The sequence below is a fragment of the Streptomyces sp. NPDC029216 genome (assembly GCF_040648015.1).
Taxonomy (GTDB): Bacteria; Actinomycetota; Actinomycetes; order Streptomycetales; family Streptomycetaceae; genus Streptomyces.
In genome coordinates, this window is the sequence record NZ_JBEZWL010000147.1 from 1 (window position 1) to 18,270 (window position 18,270).

The following is an 18,270-nucleotide window of genomic DNA, read 5'->3' on the forward strand; positions in this document are numbered from 1 at the left end:
CGGCCGCGGCGGCCCGGCGGCCGGTGGCCCCGTAACGGGCGTGTCGTCACCGCGCCCGGCGCTCGCGGCGGGCCGATAGTGGAGCTGTGAGCGACGACTGGACGCAGGATTCCGCAGCGGCGGCCCCCTCGGCGGCCCCCGCCTGGTCCGGGAGCGAGGGGGCACGGGCCTTCGCCGCGCTGGAGGCGGCCACGGACTGGCTGCTCGGCTACCCCTTCGTCTTCCGGGCCCTGGCCCGCCGCATCGGCGCCGGCGCGGTGCTCGTCGACTACGGCTGCGGGCCCGGCAAGGTCGCCGACCACGCCGCCCGGCTGCTGGGGGCGCGGGTGCTCGGCGTGGACACCTCGCCCGAGATGCTGGCGCTGGCCCGCGCCCAGGAGACCGCCGTCGCCGAGTTCCATCTGGTCGCCGACGGGCGTACGGCCGGGCTCGCGGACGGCTGCGCGGACGCCGTGATGTGCAACCACGTGCTCGCCTCGCTGCCGTCCGAGGAAGCGGTGCTGTCCGTGTTCACGGAGGTCCGCCGGCTGCTGCGCCCCGGCGGCCCGTTCGTCCTGCTGTCCACCGACCCCGACTGCGGGGGCACGGAGTACGCCTCCCTGCGGATCGGGGAACCGGACACGGTCCACGCCCCGGGGCAGGGCCTGACCGTACGGCTGCGGCGCACGGACGGCTCCTGGCAGGAGGTCGGCAACCACGCCTGGCCCCCCGCCGTGCTCCCGGCACTCCTGGAGCGGTCCGGGTTCCACGACGTGGTCCAGGAACGGCCGACGGTCGAAGAGGCCCTGGAGGTGGCCGACCCGGACCTGGCACGCGGCCGCCCCTGGACCGCCGAGCGGGAGCGGCCCCCGCTGGTGGTCACGACGGCGCTGGCGCTCTGAGCGCGGGCAGCCCTACGCCATACCGAACGCCCGTATGTCACGCAATAGTTCGATGTAAAAGTCGTTTCATCGAAAGTCGGACAATCGTGTGGCCGGTATGGGAGGCTGCTCCGCGCGGCCGCGCACCAATGCGCGCAGCCGTCACTGGGGAGGTCATATGCGTGGATCAGTGCTGCGTAAGTCCCGGGCCGTACTGGCGGGCTCGCTCATGGCGCTGGGGGTCGTCGGCCTCAGCGCCGCCCCGGCCAGTGCCTGGTCGGGCGGCAACGTCTGGGTGAACTTCGGCAGCTGGAACTGTCCGGCCGGCGGATCGGTCGTCGGCGTCTACTGGGCGGTCGACACCTATTCGAGCGGCCCGGCCGGGGGCGACTGGGGCGACAACGTCATCTACCCGCGGGTGCGCGTGGGAACGGGGGCGTTCAACACCCTGAGCTACCAGACGATGTGCAAGAAGTGGGGCTGGTACACCTACCGGGGCGTGGTGTCCCAGCGCACCCTGACCCCGTACAAGTCGGGCCTGAGCTACACCTACTGACGGCGCGGGGCACGGGGCGCGGGATCATTCCGGCGGCGGGGCGGCGGCGGTGCCGGGCGGCCCGCCGCCGGGGTAGTTCTCGCCGAGCACGGTCTCGAACAGCGTGCTGACGTCGCGGGCGGACAGGCCCTGCTCGCGCGCCTCCCGTATCCATTCGCCGAGCCGGGCCCGCAGCGGGGACTCCGGGGCGGTCTGCGGGGTGGCCAGGGAGCGGGTGATGAACGTGCCCGAGCCCTGGCGCACCTCCACCAGGCCGGAGCGCTCCAGCTCCCGGTACGCCTTGAGCGTGGTGTTGGGGTTGACCTTCGTGGTGGCCGCCACCTGCGCCGCCGTCGGCAGCTTGTCACCCTCGGCCAGCGCCCCCATGCGCAGCGCCTGCTCCACCTGCCGGACGATCTGGAGGTAGGCGGGCAGGCCGCTGCGGCGCTCGATGCGAAACACGACCACGGTGCCCGCCTCCTTGATCATTCGGAATTCCGGTCCAGCCTAGGGCCTGTCCCCGGCGGTGTTTCAGAGCGCGCTCCCGCTCACAGGGAGCCCCGCCGGGTCCACCGCAGGACCGACCCTACGAGGACGGCGCTCAGCCCCAGCAGCACCCCGGCGGCGATCCACTGCATGCCCGCCATCTGGTCGGGGCCGAAGTACTCCCAGACCTGGTTGACGATCCCGTGCGCCGCCCGGCAGCTGTCCGGTGCGGCGTCGTGCACGCAGGTGCTCCACCCGTAGAGCCGCCCGGAGGCGGTGGCGACCCACTGGTCCACCTCCACCACGTCGAACAGCGCGTGCGGCGCCGGGCCGCCGATCGGGGCCACGAGCCGGCGCGGCGTGGCGAGCCCGGCCTTGAGGACTTCGCCCGCGAAGAGGGCGGCGCCCGCGGTCAGGAAGGTGAGGGTCATGGCCGGCACGGCCCGGCGGACCAGCGCGCCGATGGCGATGCCCAGCGAGGTGGTGAACAGGGCCGTCGCGACCAGGACGGGGCCGCTGGAGTCGAACAGCGCGCCGTTCAGCCAGTCCGGGGACGCGAGCGGACCGGCCGACCTCCACCACCAGCCGTACAGCAGGCCGAGGATCCCCGTCGTCAGCGCCGCCAGGGCCAGCGCGAAGCACAGCTTCCACCGCAGCCAGCGGCCCCGGGGCACGGACTGCGTCGTCACCAGCCGCGCGGTGCCCTGCTCCCGCTCGGCGGCGATCAGCGGGGCCCCGAGGAACACTCCGAACAGCAGCGGCAGGAAGCCCAGTCGCCCGCCGAAGGAGTCGAGCTCGTTGCTCACCCGGGTCCGGACCACCGGGTCGATGGCGTCGGCCGGCAGGGCCGGCCACCCGGCGGAGCGCAGGATGTCCAGCGCCGCCTCCCGGCGGTAGAGCATCCAGGCCGTACCGAGGACGGTCACGGCGGCGCAGAGGATCAGGGCGGCGCGGTGCTGGCGCACCAGGAGCCAGGCGAGTCCGCGCAGCCGGCGCGGACGGACGGGCGCGGTGGCCGGGGCGGGAGCGGACGTCGTCACGCCGCGGCCTCCTTCCGGTGGCAGGGGACGGCGGTGGGGGAGAGCAGCGAGGGCGCGCCGGGGGAGCGGAGGTAGGCGAGCAGCACTTCCTCCGTACTCGGCTCCGCCAGCTGCCACGCCGGGTCCAGCGGACCCTCGCGCCGCACGAGGGCGGTGAAGTGGCGCCCGGAAGTGCGGACTTCGATGACCGTGTGGGCGTTCAGGGCGGCGGGCGGACCATCGTCCGCCGCCACCCCGCTGACCAGGGTGTGCATGGGCACCAGCTCGTCGGTTTCGCCCGCCATGCGCATGCGGCCGCCGTCGAGGACGAGCACGTAGTCACACATGTGCTCGATCTCGCTGAGCAGGTGCGAGGACATCAGCACGGTCATCCCCTGCTCGGCGGCCTCCGACAGCAGCAGCGCGCCCAGCTCGTCGCGGGCCACGGGATCCAGATCGGCCATCGGCTCGTCCAGCAGGAGCAGTTCGGGACGCTTCCCGAAGGCGAGCGCGAAGGCCACCCGGGTCCGCTGGCCGCCCGACAGGTCCCCGGCGCGGGCCCGCAGCGGGACCCGCCCCGACCGGACGATCCGCTCGGCCGCCTCCTGGTCCCAGCCGGGGTTCAGCTCCCGCCCCATGCGCAGGTGCTCCGCCACGGTGAACCGCTTGAACAGCGGCTTGTCCTGCCCGAGGTAGGCCCACCGGGCCATGGTGCCGGGATCGGTGACCGGCTCGCCGAAGACCCGCACCTCACCGTCCGAGGGCTCCAGCAGGCCCGCCGCCAGGGCCAGCAGGGTGCTCTTGCCGGCTCCGTTGGGCCCCACCAGGGCGGCGATCCGGCCTTCGGGGATCCGGAAGGAAACCTCCTTCAGCGCCCAGTCGCGCCGGTACTTCCTGCCCAGCCCGCGGGCCTCCAGGGCCCAACGGGTGCCTGCCGCGGCGGATGCGGTCGTATCGCGCACGGCTCCCCCTCTCCATGAATCCACTAGGGAACTAATGGAATCATGGAGTCATGGTGCGGCCCTGTCAATCAGCGGCGGTGACGAGCGACCAGCGGCCGTGACGGGTCCGGGACCGGCGGCGGTGACGCGTCCGGGCGGGAACGGGCCCTCAGGAGGACGCGGGCCCCGGAGCCTGCGGGGCCGACACCTGGTGCAGGCGCAGCGCGAGCTGGAGCTCCAGGGCGCGGTCGGGCGACTGCCAGTCGGGCCCGAGGAGCCGGCCGATCCGCTCCAGGCGCTGCACCACGGTGTTCACGTGGACGTGCAGGGCGTCCTTCGCCCGGGCCTGGCTCATGCCCGAGGCGAAGTAGACCCGCAGGGTGTGCAGCAGGTCGCTGCCGCGCCGGGCGTCGTAGTCCAGGACCGGCCCGAGCACCCCCCGCACGTACGTGGACAGGTCCGGCCGGTCGCCCAGGAGCACGCCGAGGAACCCGAGCTCCGCGAGCGTGCTGCCGTCGCCGGCCCGGCCCAGGGCGCACAGCGTCGTCAGGCAGCGCAGGGCCTCCGCGTGCGTGGCCGGCAGGACCGCCGGTCCGCCGTCGGCCCGCGCCGCACCGACCGTGACCGGCGCCCCCACGGCCCGGCCCAGCGCCGCCGCCAGCCCGGCGGCGTCCGCGCCCGTCGCCTCCGAGGGGGCCAGCAGCACGGCGTGGTCGTGGTGGACCCCCGCCAGCCCGCGGCGCTCCCGCGCGTGGTGGGCGGCGGCCGCGAGCAGGCGCGGGCGCGGGGCGGTGTCGCTGTGCAGCACGAACAGGGCGTGCGGGCGGGACAGGTCGACCCCCAGCCGGCGGGCGCGCTCGGCCAGTCCCGCCGGATCGCCGGAGGGGCCGAGCAGATCGCCGAGCAGCTCCCCGCGGATCCGGTCCTCGGTCTGCGCGACCGACCGCCGCAGGAGCAGCAGCAGGGCCGTGACCATGGCGGCCCGTTCGAACAGCCGTCGCCCGGCCTCGTCCAGCCCGGGCCGGCCGGTCAGGGTGACGCTGCCCAGGAGTTCGGGGCCGGCCAGTACCGCGCACACCCAGGTGCCGCCCTCGGCGACGGCCCGCCCGCTGCTCCGGGAGACGGTCACCGCCCGGGCGGGCGGGGCCACGGGACGGGTCCGCGAGCGGGCCAGCTCCGTGCCGTCGGCGTCGTGGACGAGCGTGCCCCCGTCGAGGAGGGCCCCGATGGCCGCCGCCACCTCGCCGAGGTCCCCGCCGCGCAGGACCAGGCCGGTGAGCCGGTCGTGCGCCTCCTCCGCCCGGCGTAGCGCGTCGCTGTTCTCCTGGATGGTGCGCGAGGCGACGCCCAGTTCGGCCAGCGCCCGGCGGGTCTCCTCCAGCAGCCGGGCCCCGTCGATGGCGATGGCCGCGTGGTCGGCGAGCGAGGACAGCAGCGCCACCTCGCGCGGACTGAACTCGCGCGGGCTGCGGTCGGCGGCGAACAGCACCCCGATCACCTTCGCGCCCAGGCGCAGCGGCACCCCCAGGATGGCGTGCAGGTCCTCCTCGCCCACCGCGCTGTCGATGGGGCCGGTGTGCCGGAAGCGGGGGTCGCGCTGGTAGTCGCCGGTGGCGTACGGGCGGGCGGTCTGCGCGACCAGCCCGCCCAGGCCCTCGCCCATGCCGAGCCGCAGCTGCTGGAACGCCGCCGAGACCGAGCCGTCGGTGACCCGCATGAACGTGTCGCCCGCCGCCTCGTCGTTGAGGGAGAGGTAGGTGACGTCCGTGTGCAGCAGCTGCTTCGCCCGGTGGGTGATGGCCCGCAGCACCGAGTCCAGGTCCCGCAGCGCCGCCAGGTCGCCCGCCGTGTCGAACAGCGCGGTCAGCTCAGCCTCGCGGGTGCGGTGCTGGGCCAGCGTCCGGTGGATCTCCAGCGCCACCCCGGTGGCCTCCTCCAGAGCGGCCACCTCGGCGGCGGAGGCCCCGTCCGCCCGCGCGGACGCCGCCGGCCGGGAGAACTCCTCGGCCGGCGCGCCCTGGGCCAGCAGCCCGAGCAGCTCCCGTAGCCTCGCGTCGGTCACGGCGTCGAGCATACGTGCCGGCCGCTCAACGCCCGCCGGGGGAGGCGGCCGTGGCCACCGGCACGGACCCGCGGGACCCGTTCAGGCTGCGCCCCCTGGTCTCGCGGGCGGCCAGCGCGGCCACCGTGGTGACCAGGGCGGCAGCGCACAGGTAGACGGACACCGGAACGGACGATCCGTACTCCTTGAGCAGCTCGACCGCGACGATCGGCGCGAGCGCCCCACCGAGGAGGGAGGCGAGCTGGGAGCCCATCGACGCGCCGGAATACCGCACCCGGGTGTCGAACATCTCCGAGATGAACGCCGCCTGCGGACCGTACATCGCCCCGTGCAGCAGCAGCCCGGCGGTGACGGCGAGGGTGATCACCGCGAAGGACCGGGAGTCGAGCAGGGCGAAGAAGGCGAAGGCCCACGCCGCCATCCCGACCGACCCCGTCAGCGTCACCGCACGCCGCCCGATCCGGTCCGACAGCGCCCCCCACAGCGGGATGGTCACGAAGTGCACCGCCGAGCCGATCAGCACGGCGTTGAGCGCGTCGGACTTGGGCAGGTGCAGATGGACGGTGACGTACACCAGCAGGAAGGCGGTGAGCACGTAGTACGAGACGTTCTCCCCCAGCCGCACCCCGATGGCGGTCACGACGTCCCGCCCGTGGGCCCGGAACACCTCGACCACCGGCGGCCGCTGCGGCCGCCCCGCCGCCTCCTCGGCCTCGGCCCGCGCCCGCGCCTCCAGGAACGCCGGCGACTCCGACACCGAGACCCGTATCCACAGCCCGACCACCACCAGCACCCCGGACAGCAGGAACGGAACCCGCCACCCCCAGGCGAGGAACGCCTCGTCCGACTGCACGGCCGCCAGCAGCGCCAGCACCCCGGTGGCGAGCAGGTTCCCGCCCGGCGCACCGGCCTGCGGCCACGAGGCCCAGAACCCCCGGCTGCGGTCGTCCCCGTGCTCGGCGACCAGCAGCACGGCCCCGCCCCACTCCCCGCCCAGCGCGAACCCCTGCACCAGCCGCAGCACGGTCAGCAGCACGGGCGCGGCCCCGCCGACGCTCGCGTGGGTGGGCAGCAGCCCGATGGCGAAGGTGGCCCCGCCCATCATCAGCAGACTCACCACGAGCAGCCGCTTGCGCCCGATCCGGTCCCCGAAGTGCCCGAACACGACCCCGCCGAGCGGCCGCGCGGCGAACCCGACCGCGTAGGTGAGGAACGCCAGCAGGGTCCCGACGAGCGGATCGCTGGCGGGGAAGAAGAGGGTGTTGAAGACGAGGGCGGCGGCGGAACCGTAGAGGAAGAAGTCGTACCACTCGATGGTGGTCCCGACGAGACTGGCGGCGACGATCCTGCGTATGCCGGACGGGCTCGTTCTGCTCGCTGCGGGGGAGACCATGTGCACCACTTCCAGGGGGTCTGCGGGGACGGCGGGTGTTGCCACAACGTAGAAGTCCGCAGGTCAGCGGCATATGTGGCGGGCCGTCACAATCGTGCGGGATGTTGTGTGCCCGACCACCACATGGCGGCCGATGGCTCATTCTCGCTCCCGGAGGCACCCTTTCCGGATCGCGCCGGATTTGCAGAATTCCGCCCGTTATAGCGGGTCGGTGCTGACTCCCGTGCTGGTTCGGTGCTGACCCAAAATCCCACGTCAGCACCCCTCGTCACCGCACCGGTGCTGGTTTGGTGCTGGTTACGCAGCGTTGAGGGCGGCCCGTTTATGGCCGAGCGGCACAAATCGGAACGCCCACGGGTAGGGGCTGCTCGGGGCGGGGGGCCATGCGGTTGGAGCCCGCTCCTGCCGTGAGGTTCTTCGTCTCCTGGTGGTACAGCAGCTGCACCCATGCTGACCAGGGCAAACGGCAGTTGGTATGGCTCCTTGGAGGAGGCTGGTCCGGAAATGGTCCGGATCGCGGTGCTTGCGGTCCTGGGGCGGCGGGGATGGGGTGGGGCGGGAAGTTCTGGTAGCGATTGGGAGCGGGGAGCCCGGCGCAGTCAGGCGAGCTGGGGTCCTGCCCTCCACGGCCGGCCTGGCGGACGTGGAGGTCGACGAGATCAACATCGCCACACGCTTCTGGAATTTCGACGACTACGGGGCCCCGTTCCTGGGCGGGCAAGGGCATGCCCCGTCGTACCTCGCTTCACTGTCGCAGAAGGGGGGCGGGTCCTCTGTCTGGTGGGCCCCGCTCCGGTTACGGGCCTCACGTCCCCTTCGGGGAGGCGGGTGGCAGGCGACGGCAGGACGTCCGCGCCACCGGACCCGCCCGCACCGCTGCTCCGCCGCCACGGGCGGCTCTGGGCTGGCCGCCACGGCAGGTGTGTGCAGCTATGCAGATTCAACGGAGGCCCGGCCCTCCACGGCACCGGCGGCTCCGGGTGCGGATCCGATCCGGCAGCAGGACCGTGCCCGCGAGTGCGCCGTAAGCCAGCTCGTCAGGCGCCCACAGAACGCGCGACACCCCGCGCCCGGCAGGAACGGCTGATGGTGGCCGAGGTGGCGGGACGCCCACGCCGTGTTCCGGCTGAACCGGGCCGCGCTCCGAGCAGCCCGGTTCGACGGGGCGCCTCAGGCGGGACGTGATCCGGGAGCGCATGGAGGGTATCTACTCGGCCGGCACCCTGAGGGAGCTGCGCGACTTTGTCCGGGCTTCCACCGGTCGCCCGGACTGGGATTTCACCTCGTGGCGCCGGACGGGTGTGGCGCCGAAACGTGAATGGCGCCCGGTTGGAGGATCGGGCGCCATTCACTGAGAGCCGTGCCGCGGGCTGACCGTACCGCGCGACCACGACCAGCACGAAGGAGATGGGCAAGCTCCGCTATGTCGTGGAGCAGTCCGTCGCCCTATTCCACCAGTTCAAACGACTCGCCGTCCGCTGGGAACGCCGCACCGAACTCTACGACGCCTTCGTCTCCATCGCCTGCGGCCCTCAGCTACGGGCGACGCCTCAAGCGAGCCCAACCGTGATCGTGTCGGGAGCTCCCCGCGACGCGTACGGAGTGCTACCGCTTGCACACCCAGTGTGACCCAGCCTAGCTTCGCAATCAGCGTGTGCTTGCCCGGGCTTCGTTCAGTTTACGTAACTGATGGAGTCCGGCAAATGGAAGCTATTCACCAGTCCGGCTGCCAGGTCACAGCACTAGCCGACTGTACTACCGCACGACCGGATCGCGGTCTGCGTCGAGAGTCAAGGAGAAGACCATGAAGAAGACCATTCTTGTCGGGGTGTGTGTGGCAGCGGCTGCAGCCTTCCCGGTAGTGCCCAGCCAGGCAGCTCAGGTCGTACTCGTTGTGGATGACAACGGAGCGCAATGCCCGGGGGCAGCTTTCACCACGATCCAGGCAGCGATTACCGCGGCCTCACCGGGAGACGAGATCAGGGTCTGCGCCGGCACATACAATGAGGTTGTCACCGTGAACAAGGCGAACTTGCGGTTGGTCGGACCGGCCGCAGCCCCCAGAGGGACAGCGTGCCGCCAGGTCGGAGCTCCGGATCCGACTAGGCAGGCAATCATTCAGTCGGCGGACGGTTCGGGCACTGTCCGCTTGGCGGAGAACGGCATCAGGTTCTCCGGCTTCACCGTTCAGAACAATACCTCCAGTTATGGCATTGTCATGAGTGCGGCACACTCGGGCCACCAAGTGCGGCAGAACTTGATCCAGGGTAATGTGTTCGGAGTCTATTTCAGCTCCAGCGGCGCAATCCTTTCCGAGGTTGAACAGAACTGTATCCGCCAGAACAATGAACCCGGTTCCGCAAGCGGCAATGGAGTCTACTCGGATGCGGGCTTGAAGAACGCGGACATCGAAGATAACACCTTTTCCGGTAACGAGAACTCTGGTGTCCTTCTGGACGCACTGGCACCCGGAGGAGTCGATAATGTCAGAGTAAACAGAAACACATCCTTGGAGGACAGGGCCTTTGCGTTCATCTTCAAGTCCAGCAACGTCGCCGTAGGGAGCAACATCATCCGGGACAACTTTGGCGCCCCCGGGATCTTCTTCGGCGACAGCAATACGAACTTGAGGATCACCTCCAATCTCATTGAGAGGGGCTTCCTGGGCGTGCGGGCCAACGCCTTTGGCCTCTCGCCCAACACCAACGTCACCATCACCGGCAACACCATCAGAAACTCCGAATCAAGCACCGTCGGCCACGGCATCAGCGTGGCAGCGAACTCCCTCGCGAACTCCGTCATCTCCCGGAATATCGCCACCGGCAACGCGGGCGACGGCATCCGCATCGATGCCGGCGGCAACGGGGGCAACACCATCAGCTTCAACGTCGCCCGCGGCAGCGGCATGCTCGACTGCCGCGACAACACCACCGGCACCGGCACCGGTGGCACGGCCAACACCTGGGTTCGCAACATTGGCCCGAGCGCGGCCCCTCCCAGCATCTGCCTCTGATCGAACTGCTGAGCCCGGATCCACCGGCTCGATGCCTGTGGATAGTTCCTCCGGAAACGAAGAAGTTCCTTGTGGCTTGCGATGATGGGGGTTTCTCTAGGACCCATCAGGCATGATCAGCAAGGCGCTTCCGAGATGAAGTCTTCCCATGCCGCAGCGGCGGTCCCATCCGCGTTCGACAACCCGAACCTGATCGCGTACGGCGGGCTGGAGCCGCTGGTGCGGCTGGCCGAGCGGTGCTGTGTGCCCGCGCTGGCCGCGGAGCACATCCGACTGCCGCGCTCCAAGGACGGCACCCCGGCGCCTTCCCTGCGGCGAAAGTGATGTCGCTGGTGGGTTCCGCGCCGGGGTGCTCGGTGAACCAGGCCGCGAAGATCTCGGCGGTGCGGTCAGGCAGTACATCCACAACGCGGTCAAACGGTGACACGGCCCGCAGGCGGACCGGACAGCGGCCGTGAGCGCAGTGGCCACCGGTGTGAGGCCCGCGCAGGCGGACGCACGCCTGGACGGGACCGCCCCGCCCTCAGCCTGAGACGGCCTTGGCCCAGCCCTTGCGCTCGCCCCCGGGAACGGGAGCCGGCGGCCACCACCAGTCGTTTTCGCCCTTGCGGAGTGCGTGCCCTTCGCGATCGCCCTGCTGGTGCTCCTCATCGAGTTCACGCCCGCGCACGTCGGGTACACCGTCCCGCTACTGGTGGCGACACCCGCTCTGGCGGCGGTGACGATGGGGCCGAAGGGCACGCTCGCGGCGGTGGGGGCGGCCGTCGGTGTCAGCTTGGCCACCGCCACCTACAACCAGGCCTGGGGCAGCCAACAGGTCTACACGAACTTCCTCGCCCTGTTCCTGGTCTCGGCCGCGAGCTTCATGACGAGCAGCGCTGCGCGCACGCGCAGGGAGAACGAGCTCAACCAGGTCCGCCGGATCGCCACGGCCACCCAGGAGGTCCTCCTACGGCCCGTGCCGGACCGGCTGGGCCCCGTACGGGCGTCCAGCATGTACCTGGCGGCCGAGACGGGCGCGCAGATCGGCGGCGATCTGTACGACGTGGTCCAGACCCGGTACGGGGTCCGGATGATCGTCGGGGATGTCCGGGGCAAGGGATTGCCCGCCGTACGGGCCGCCGCGGTGCTGGGTGCGTTCCGGGAGGTCGTCCACTACGAGGACGACCTGGCGGAGGTCATCAACCACTGCGGAGAGGCCCTGCGCCGGGACGCCGTCGTCGCGGTCGCGGGCGTGGTCGGCGGTGACGACGCCCTCCTGGAGGGATTTGTCACCGCGCTCGTGGCCCAGATCCCGGACAGCCCGCACTTCGAGACGATCAACCGGGGCCACCCGCTGCCGCTGCTCCTGAGCAACGGCACGGTCCGGCCCTTGATGCCCACCGTCCCCCTGCCGCCGTTCGGGCTTGAGGAATTCATCAGCGGCCCTCCTGCGTTGACGGACAGCTATCCGTCTGCCGGGGGCCTGTAAGGGGCAGGAGCATCGAATGCAGGAGGGAGCTTTGCCGTCCTGCAAGCCGCACGGTCACCTTCTCGCCCGATCCATTGGATGAGGGCGGTCAGGCCGAGCTGGAAGGCTTGCTGCGCCTTGCTCTCACTTCCCGACGCTCACTCTGCCGTCGGGGCCGGTGCGGGCCGTTCGGCGGCGGCCACGCCCGGCCTGGTCAGCCGCTGCTGCTGCTCACCGAAACCGGCGGTGCCGCCGGTCCGGTCGAAAGATCTGAACGAATACCGGGAGTCAGGCCGCGATGAGCTCCTGCTCGCGGTCCGGCGTCTTGACCCTGGGCTTCTTGTTCGGCAGCGAGAGCCGGAAGACCTTGTGCCATGCGGAGTACACCTGCTTGGGCAGCGGCCCGGTGACGTACTCCAGCTCGTACTTCTCGAACAGCGCGCGCACCTTCAGCGCGACCTCGGCGTACCGGTTGCTCGGCAGGTCAGGGAAGAGGTGGTGCTCGATCTGGTGCGACAGGTTGCCGGTCATGAAGTGCATGGCCTTGCTGCCGCTTATGTTCGCCGAGCCCATCATCTGGCGCAGGTACCACTGGCCGCGCGTCTCGCCCTTGATCGACCGGCGCTCGAAGACCTGCACGCCCTCGGGGAAGTGCCCGCACATGATCACCGAGTGGGACCAGATGTTGCGGACCAGGTTCGCGGTGAACGTGGCGGCGAGCGTGGTGAGGAACGACGGGCCCGACAGCAGCGGGTGGATCACGTAGTCCTTGAGCACCTGCTTGCGGATCTTGCGGCCCACGGCCTTGGCCCGCGCGCGGAACTCCGGGTTCTTGCGGCGGCGCTTGTGCAGGTTCTTGCCGAGCTCCAGGTCGTACGCTGCGATGCCGTACTCGAAGAAGCAGGCGTTGATGAAGTTCCACAGCGGCTGGCCGAGGTGGAACGGGTGCCACTTCTGGTCCTCGTCGACGCGCATGATGCCGTAGCCGAGGTCGTTGTCCTTGCCGATCACGTTGGTGTACGTGTGGTGCAGCTCGTTGTGCGAGTGCTTCCACTGCTCGGCCGGCGAGACGTGGTCCCAGTCCCAGGTGGTGGAGTGGATCTTCGGGTCCCGCATCCAGTCCCACTGGCCGTGCAGGATGTTGTGGCCGATCTCCATGTTGTCCATGATCTTCGCCACCGACAGACCGGCGGTGCCGATCAGCCACGCGGGCGGGAAGATCGAGAACAGCAGCACGCCCCTGCTGATCAGCTCGAGCTTGCGCTGCGCCGCGATGACCTTGCGGATGTAGGCGGCGTCCTTCTCGCCGCGGCTGGCGATCACCTCGTCGCGGATCGCGTCCAGCTCGCGGCCGAGCTCCTCGATCTGCTCCGCGGTCAGGTGGGCGGTGGGGTCGATGGCGGTCAAAGTGCTCCTACCGTTCGATGTCGCAGGGGCCCGCCGCGGCGGACACGCAGGTCTGGATGAGGACGCCCGGCTCGGCTTCGGTGATCTCACCGGTGCGCAGGTCGCGGACGGCGCCCGCCTTGAGCGGCGTGACGCAGCCGAAGCAGATGCCCATGCGGCACCCGGACGGCATGAGCACGCCGGCCGCCTCGCCGACGTCCAGCAACGGCGTGGAGCCGTCAGCGTCGACCGTCTTGCCGGTGGTGCTGAACGTGACCTGGCCACCGTCGCCGGCGACGACGATGCTGGGGCGGAAGCGTTCCGTGTGCAGGCGCTCTGGGACGCCGTGCTCGGTCCAGTGCTCTTCGGCGGCGTCGAGCAGGCCCGCGGGCCCGCAAGCCCAGGTCTCGCGCTCGGCCCAGTCCGGCACGAGTTCGTCGAGACGGGCGATGTCGAGCATGCCGTCCGTGTCGGTGTGCAGCTCGGTGAGACGCAGCTTCTTGTCCGCGGCCAGGTCGTGCAGATCGTTGCGGAAGATCACGTCTTGCGGCTGTGGCGCGGAGTGGACCATGACGACGTCGTCGAACTCGATGTCGCGCAGCATGCCCATCACCGGCGTGATGCCGCTGCCGGCTGTCAGGTAGAGCACCTTGGCGGGCGTGGCCTCCGGCAGCACGAAGTCACCGGTCGCCTGGTCGAGCTGGATCAGCGTGCCCGGTTTCGCCCTGCGGACCAGGTGATTGCTGACCTTGCCGTCCGGGATCGCCTTCACGGTGATCGTGATCCGGCCGTCCTGGCGGTTTGTCGGAGAGGTGACCGAGTAGGCACGCCACAGACGCACCCCGTCGACGTCGACCCCGATCCGCACGTACTGACCGGCTGTGTGACCGCGCCAGCCCCGTCCCGGCCTGATCACGAGGGTCGCGGCGTCACCCGTCTCGGGGAGCACGGCCTCGATGCGCCCTCGGAGGTCAGCGCCCGCACGCAGCGGGCTGACCAGGTCGAGGTAGTCCGACGGCAGCAGCGGCGTCGTGACCATCTCCAGCAGTTTCCACGCCCTACTGCGGAGGGCTGCACTCGTCATGACCCCAGCTTGATGCGCCTCAGGGCGTAAAGTCCTGTCCGCAGGACGTGAAACTGATCGGCTGAATTGTTCGTAGGGAACAAAAAATGAGCCATGCAATCCGGAGGGCCACCGAACTGGCTCTGGATGAGACGACGGTCGCCGCACTTCGGGCCACGCTGAAGACCACCGCCGACGAGGTAGTCCAGGCGATCATCGACGAGGTCCCTCCATACGCCAACGCCCTTTCGGGCCGCATGGGCGGCACCATCCGCCGAGCCGTCCGCACCGCCCTGGGGCACTACCTGAACCTCGCGAGCGGCAACGCCACGGGCGTCGACGCCGGTGACGCGGCCTACGAGCTGGGCCGCGGCGAGGTGCGCGACGGCCGATCGATGGACGCCCTGCTCAGCGCCTACCGCGTCGGTGCCCGCGTGGCCTGGCGATGCCTGGCCGCGGGGGCTGTACCCGCCGGTCTGCCCGCCGCCGAGGTCGCCAAGTTCGCCGAGCTGACCTTCGCCTACATCGACGAGCTCTCCGCCGCGAGCGCCGCGGGCCACGCCGACGAACTGGCCGCCCAGGGCCGGGCTCATGAGCGCCACCTGGAACAACTGGCCCGCGACCTCCTCGCCGGCGCGAGCCCGGAGGTGCTGCGGACCTCTGTTCAACGGGCCGGGTGGCAGCCTCCGGTTTCGCTGACCGCGGTCCTGCTGCCCGCGGCCCAGGCCCGGCCCGCCTACCGCACGCTCGACCCGGGCACCCTCGTCCTCGACGATCTGCCGGACGCCTCCGGCGTGCTGCTCGTCCCCGATGCCGACCGATCACATCTCTTGAGACAGCTGACCGACCGCACCGCCGTGGTCGGTCCGGCCCGGCCATGGACTCGTGCGGCCGCCTCGTACGCACGAGCCGTCCGCGCGCGCTCCCTCTCCTCCGATATTCGCGACACCGAGGACCACCTGCCCGAGCTGGTGCTGAGCGCCGACGTGGACGCGTTCGCAGACCTGCGTGCCCGAGCCCTCGCACCGTTGCAGACCCTGCCCGCCGCGACCGCGCAGCGGCTGGAGGAAACGTTGCGGGCGTGGCTCCTGCACCATGGCAGGCGGAACGACGTGGCGGCGGCATTGTTCGTCCATCCCCAGACCGTCCGGTACCGGGTGTCCCAGCTGCGGGAGCTGTTTCCGGATCTCGAGTCCCCGCACCGGGTCCTTGAACTGACGCTCGCGGTCGGTCTTCGGGTCAGCTGACGCGTTCTTCGACCGTCCACGACCGCGTCCGCGAGCAGGCCGGTCGCAACTTCCGGGATCGCCCAGGTCGTGTCCGGCGGGTCGCGTGACTTGCCCTTGGTGGATCGTTTCGGTCGACGTGGCGCAGGGTGATCTTTCGGATGAGGAATGGGCTCGGCTGGAACCGCATGTGCCGAGGAGCGTGGGTAGGGGTGGGCGGTGGCAGTGTCACCGCCGGGTGATCAACGGGATTCTGTTCCGGCAGCGGACCAGCTTGCCGTGGCGCGATCTGCCGTCCCGTTTCGGGAAGTGGAAGACACTTCATGACCGTCACCGCAGGTGGTCAGCGGACGGTACGTGGGAGAAGGTCCTGCGGGCCGTCCAGGCTGACGCCGATGCCGAAGGCCGGATCGACTGGAGCATGGTGAGCCTGGACTCCACCTCCTGCCGGGCTCATCAGCACGCGGCCGGAGCCCACTCCCGCTCGCCGCGAGTTCGCGGCAGGAGGAGCACGCCCATCCGTCACCGGGGCGATGATGCCCTGGGCCGCTCGGCTCGAGAAACCGGCGGCCAGCGACCCGCTACGACGTCGGACGAGTCCTCGCCACCGGCGAGGCGTACAGCCGCCCTGCCCACCACAAGAAGGGGACGAAGCCGCGACGGACGGACTGAGCTGAAAGTCAGGTACCGCAGCCCGATCGTCTCTGGCGCCAGCGTTGAAGGGCCCGCGTCAAGATGTCGGTACGGAGGGGCCGCCGACTTGACCTTCGATGACGGTAAGGCCGCCGGGGCCGGCGCCCGGAACGTAGTTGACGAAAGCGAATCGGTTCGATGTCTTGACGTCATTCCGGAGTTCGTCGAAAGTGATGATCTCATCCGAACGGCCGCGCGGTGGGCGGTGTCCACCAAAATTGTTAGCGCTAACAATTGTGGCGGCGCCACCAACGCCTCGGACTCCACCGCTCCGTGGCGTCAGGACAGCAGCCCCGCCGCCCCCTAGAGCTGACCAGCAGGCCGGCCGGTGGCGGCCGAAGCCACTCCGAACCCGGAGGCGTCGAATCAACCCGCACCGTCCGGCCGCCGCGGCGCGGCCGGCTCGTCGACGCTCACATCCAGCTCCACCCCCAGCGAAGGAGTCATTCATGATCGAGCAACCGTGGATCCGCCGCGTCAGGCGCGCGCTCTTCGCGGCCGGTGGCACCCTCGCGCTCGCCGCCGGCCTGCTCACCGCCACGGCCACCGCCTCGCAGGCCGCAGGCCAGGGGCCGTGCGACATCTACGCCGCGGGCGGCACTCCCTGCGTTGCCGCGCACAGCACCACGCGCGCCCTGTACGCGGCGTACGACGGCCCCCTGTACCAGGTCAGGCGAGCCTCGGACAACACGGTCAAGGACATCGGCGTACTGAGCACCGGCGGATACGCCAACGCCGCCGCGCAGGACTCCTTCTGCGCCGGCACCAGCTGCGTCATCACCGTCATCTATGACGAGTCCGGCAAGGGCAACCACCTTGCCCAGGCGCCGAGGGGCCACTTTCCCGGGCCGGCGGCGGGTGGGAGCGACAACCTCGCCAACGCCTTCGAGGCGCCTGTCACCGCCGGCGGGCACAAGGCGTACGGCGTCTACGTGGCCCCCGGCACCGGCTACCGGAACAACCACACCTCGGGCATCGCGACCGGCGACCAGCCGGAGGGGATGTACGCGATCCTCGACGGCACGCACTTCAACGGCGGCTGCTGCTTCGACTACGGAAACGCCGAGACGACCGGCAACGACGATGGCAACGGCACCATGGAGGCCATCTACTTCGGCAACAACAAGGGCTGGGGCTACGGCAGCGGCAACGGCCCCTGGGTCATGGCCGACCTGGAGAACGGCCTGTTCTCAGGAGTGAACCAGCACTTCAACGCCAACGACCCGAGCGTCGACAACCGGTTCCTGACCGCCATGGTCAAGGGTGGCTCCAACCAGTGGGCCATCCGCGGCGGCAACGCCCAGTCGGGCAGCCTGTCCACCTACTACAGCGGCGTACGCCCCAACGTCCCCGGCTACAACCCGATGAAGAAGCAGGGCGCGATCATCCTCGGCATCGGCGGTGACAACAGCACCTCCGGCGTCGGCACCTTCTATGAAGGAGTCATGACCTCGGGATATCCCTCGGACGCCACCGAGAACGCCGTGCAGGCCAACATCACCGCCGTCGGTTACAGCAGCGCCCCGACAGGCACCGGGACCCTCACCCCCGGTTCCCGGGTCTCCCTGCAGGCCACGACGGGGTGCTGCAACTCCCACTACCTGCGCCACGACGACGCCGACAACAAGGTCGTCATCTCCGCCGTCAACTCCTCCAGCCCGGCCACCGACAAGGCCGACGCCACCTGGATCGTGCGGGCCGGCCTGGCCAACACCTCGTGCCTGACCTTCGAGTCCGCCAATGTTCCCGGCCGCTTCCTGCGCCACTATGCCTACGAGCTCAACGTGAGCGCCGATGACGGCGGCGGCGCGTTCGCGCAGGACGCCACCTTCTGCCCCACCCCGGGCAACAGCGGGGTCGGCAACTCCTTCCGGTCCGTCAACTACCCGACGAAGTACATCCGTCATTACAACTTCGCGGCCTACCTGGCCGGCAATGGCGGCTCCAACGCCTGGGACTCCACGTCCTCGTGGGCCCAGGACACCAGTTGGCTCACCGCATCGCCCTGGAGCTGACGAGGGCCGGACTCGCGGTGAGAGTGGCGGTACATGTGCGGCAGGGGGGGGGGGGGGGGGGCCGGCCCCCGACGGGGCGGCCGCCCAGTGGCGCGCGGTCGCGCGGGGCGAGCCCGCCCGAGGGGTCG

General features: G+C 70.6%; 14 protein-coding genes and 1 pseudogene. 8 read left to right on the forward strand and 7 right to left on the reverse strand.

Features of this window, described 5'->3' with window-relative positions; translation table 11 throughout:
* Positions 1-86 precede the first annotated feature (86 nt).
* Together AB0F18_RS32705 and AB0F18_RS32710 are read left to right on the forward strand one after the other, a co-directional pair.
* Positions 87-881: a class I SAM-dependent methyltransferase gene (locus AB0F18_RS32705; protein ID WP_362067231.1), complete on the forward strand. Its 795-nt coding sequence runs from the start codon at positions 87-89 to the stop codon at positions 879-881.
* 157 nt (positions 882-1,038) lie between these two features.
* A complete protein-coding gene (locus AB0F18_RS32710) occupies positions 1,039-1,416 on the forward strand; it encodes a hypothetical protein (RefSeq protein WP_362067233.1) in 378 nt (125 codons plus the stop codon).
* Positions 1,417-1,440: 24 nt separating this feature from the next.
* Here the strand turns inward: AB0F18_RS32710 and AB0F18_RS32715 are convergent, their stop codons facing one another.
* From AB0F18_RS32715 to AB0F18_RS32735, 5 genes are all read right to left on the reverse strand, one after another.
* Positions 1,441-1,884, reverse strand: a complete 444-nt coding sequence (locus tag AB0F18_RS32715) for a GntR family transcriptional regulator (RefSeq protein WP_362067235.1) — start codon at positions 1,882-1,884, stop codon at positions 1,441-1,443.
* 59 nt (positions 1,885-1,943) lie between these two features.
* Positions 1,944-2,921, reverse strand: a complete 978-nt coding sequence (locus AB0F18_RS32720) for an ABC transporter permease (protein ID WP_362067237.1) — start codon at positions 2,919-2,921, stop codon at positions 1,944-1,946.
* Positions 2,918-3,862 (reverse strand): ABC transporter ATP-binding protein, encoded by a 945-nt coding sequence (locus AB0F18_RS32725; protein WP_362067239.1) that lies wholly within the window; start codon positions 3,860-3,862, stop codon positions 2,918-2,920. The genes AB0F18_RS32720 and AB0F18_RS32725 overlap by 4 nt, the downstream gene beginning before the upstream one ends.
* 148 nt (positions 3,863-4,010) lie before the next feature.
* A complete protein-coding gene (locus tag AB0F18_RS32730; protein WP_362067241.1) occupies positions 4,011-5,903 on the reverse strand; it encodes a GAF domain-containing protein in 1,893 nt (630 codons plus the stop codon).
* Between the two features lie 25 nt (positions 5,904-5,928).
* Positions 5,929-7,296 (reverse strand): MFS transporter, encoded by a 1,368-nt coding sequence (locus tag AB0F18_RS32735; protein ID WP_362067243.1) that lies wholly within the window; start codon positions 7,294-7,296, stop codon positions 5,929-5,931.
* A gap of 1,804 nt (positions 7,297-9,100) precedes the next feature.
* Between AB0F18_RS32735 and AB0F18_RS32740 the strand changes: the two genes are divergently transcribed.
* From AB0F18_RS32740 to AB0F18_RS32750, 3 genes are all read left to right on the forward strand, one after another.
* Positions 9,101-10,309, forward strand: coding sequence for a right-handed parallel beta-helix repeat-containing protein (locus AB0F18_RS32740; RefSeq protein WP_362067245.1), 1,209 nt, complete (start codon positions 9,101-9,103; stop codon positions 10,307-10,309).
* Positions 10,310-10,444: 135 nt separating this feature from the next.
* Positions 10,445-10,633 (forward strand): hypothetical protein, encoded by a 189-nt coding sequence (locus tag AB0F18_RS32745; protein WP_053790793.1) that lies wholly within the window; start codon positions 10,445-10,447, stop codon positions 10,631-10,633.
* 292 nt (positions 10,634-10,925) lie between these two features.
* Complete coding sequence (locus AB0F18_RS32750) at positions 10,926-11,780, forward strand: SpoIIE family protein phosphatase (protein ID WP_362067247.1); 855 nt, start codon at positions 10,926-10,928, stop codon at positions 11,778-11,780.
* A 267-nt stretch (positions 11,781-12,047) separates the two neighbouring features.
* On the opposite strand, the gene AB0F18_RS32755 is transcribed toward AB0F18_RS32750, so the two are convergent.
* Positions 12,048-13,166, reverse strand: coding sequence for an acyl-CoA desaturase (locus AB0F18_RS32755; protein ID WP_362067249.1), 1,119 nt, complete (start codon positions 13,164-13,166; stop codon positions 12,048-12,050).
* A 7-nt stretch (positions 13,167-13,173) separates the two neighbouring features.
* Positions 13,174-14,229, reverse strand: coding sequence for a ferredoxin reductase (locus tag AB0F18_RS32760; RefSeq protein WP_362067251.1), 1,056 nt, complete (start codon positions 14,227-14,229; stop codon positions 13,174-13,176).
* Between the two features lie 86 nt (positions 14,230-14,315).
* Between AB0F18_RS32760 and AB0F18_RS32765 the strand changes: the two genes are divergently transcribed.
* The 3 genes and pseudogenes from AB0F18_RS32765 to AB0F18_RS32775 all read left to right on the forward strand — a co-directional run bounded on the left by AB0F18_RS32765 (position 14,316) and on the right by AB0F18_RS32775 (position 18,142).
* A complete protein-coding gene (locus AB0F18_RS32765) occupies positions 14,316-15,455 on the forward strand; it encodes a helix-turn-helix domain-containing protein (protein ID WP_362067253.1) in 1,140 nt (379 codons plus the stop codon).
* A 118-nt stretch (positions 15,456-15,573) separates the two neighbouring features.
* Positions 15,574-15,987: pseudogene (locus AB0F18_RS32770) on the forward strand (IS5 family transposase); the annotation flags it as partial.
* Positions 15,988-16,576: 589 nt separating this feature from the next.
* Positions 16,577-18,142 carry an alpha-L-arabinofuranosidase B gene (locus AB0F18_RS32775; RefSeq protein ID WP_362067255.1) on the forward strand — a complete coding sequence of 522 codons (1,566 nt, stop codon included), beginning with the start codon at positions 16,577-16,579 and terminating at the stop codon, positions 18,140-18,142.
* The last annotated feature ends 128 nt before the right edge of the window (positions 18,143-18,270 follow it).

What these genes read in the sequence shown, in the direction of transcription:
- AB0F18_RS32740 (WP_362067245.1), top strand. Translation starts at nt 9,101, where the DNA reads ATGAAGAAGACCATTCTTGTCGGGGTGTGTGTGGCAGCGGCTGCAGCC.
- AB0F18_RS32715 (WP_362067235.1), bottom strand. Translation starts at nt 1,884, where the DNA reads ATGATCAAGGAGGCGGGCACCGTGGTCGTGTTTCGCATCGAGCGCCGC.
- AB0F18_RS32735 (WP_362067243.1), bottom strand. Translation starts at nt 7,296, where the DNA reads ATGGTCTCCCCCGCAGCGAGCAGAACGAGCCCGTCCGGCATACGCAGG.
- AB0F18_RS32775 (WP_362067255.1), top strand. Translation starts at nt 16,577, where the DNA reads ATGATCGAGCAACCGTGGATCCGCCGCGTCAGGCGCGCGCTCTTCGCG.
- AB0F18_RS32710 (WP_362067233.1), top strand. Translation starts at nt 1,039, where the DNA reads ATGCGTGGATCAGTGCTGCGTAAGTCCCGGGCCGTACTGGCGGGCTCG.
- AB0F18_RS32765 (WP_362067253.1), top strand. Translation starts at nt 14,316, where the DNA reads ATGAGCCATGCAATCCGGAGGGCCACCGAACTGGCTCTGGATGAGACG.
- AB0F18_RS32760 (WP_362067251.1), bottom strand. Translation starts at nt 14,229, where the DNA reads ATGACGAGTGCAGCCCTCCGCAGTAGGGCGTGGAAACTGCTGGAGATG.
- AB0F18_RS32745 (WP_053790793.1), top strand. Translation starts at nt 10,445, where the DNA reads ATGAAGTCTTCCCATGCCGCAGCGGCGGTCCCATCCGCGTTCGACAAC.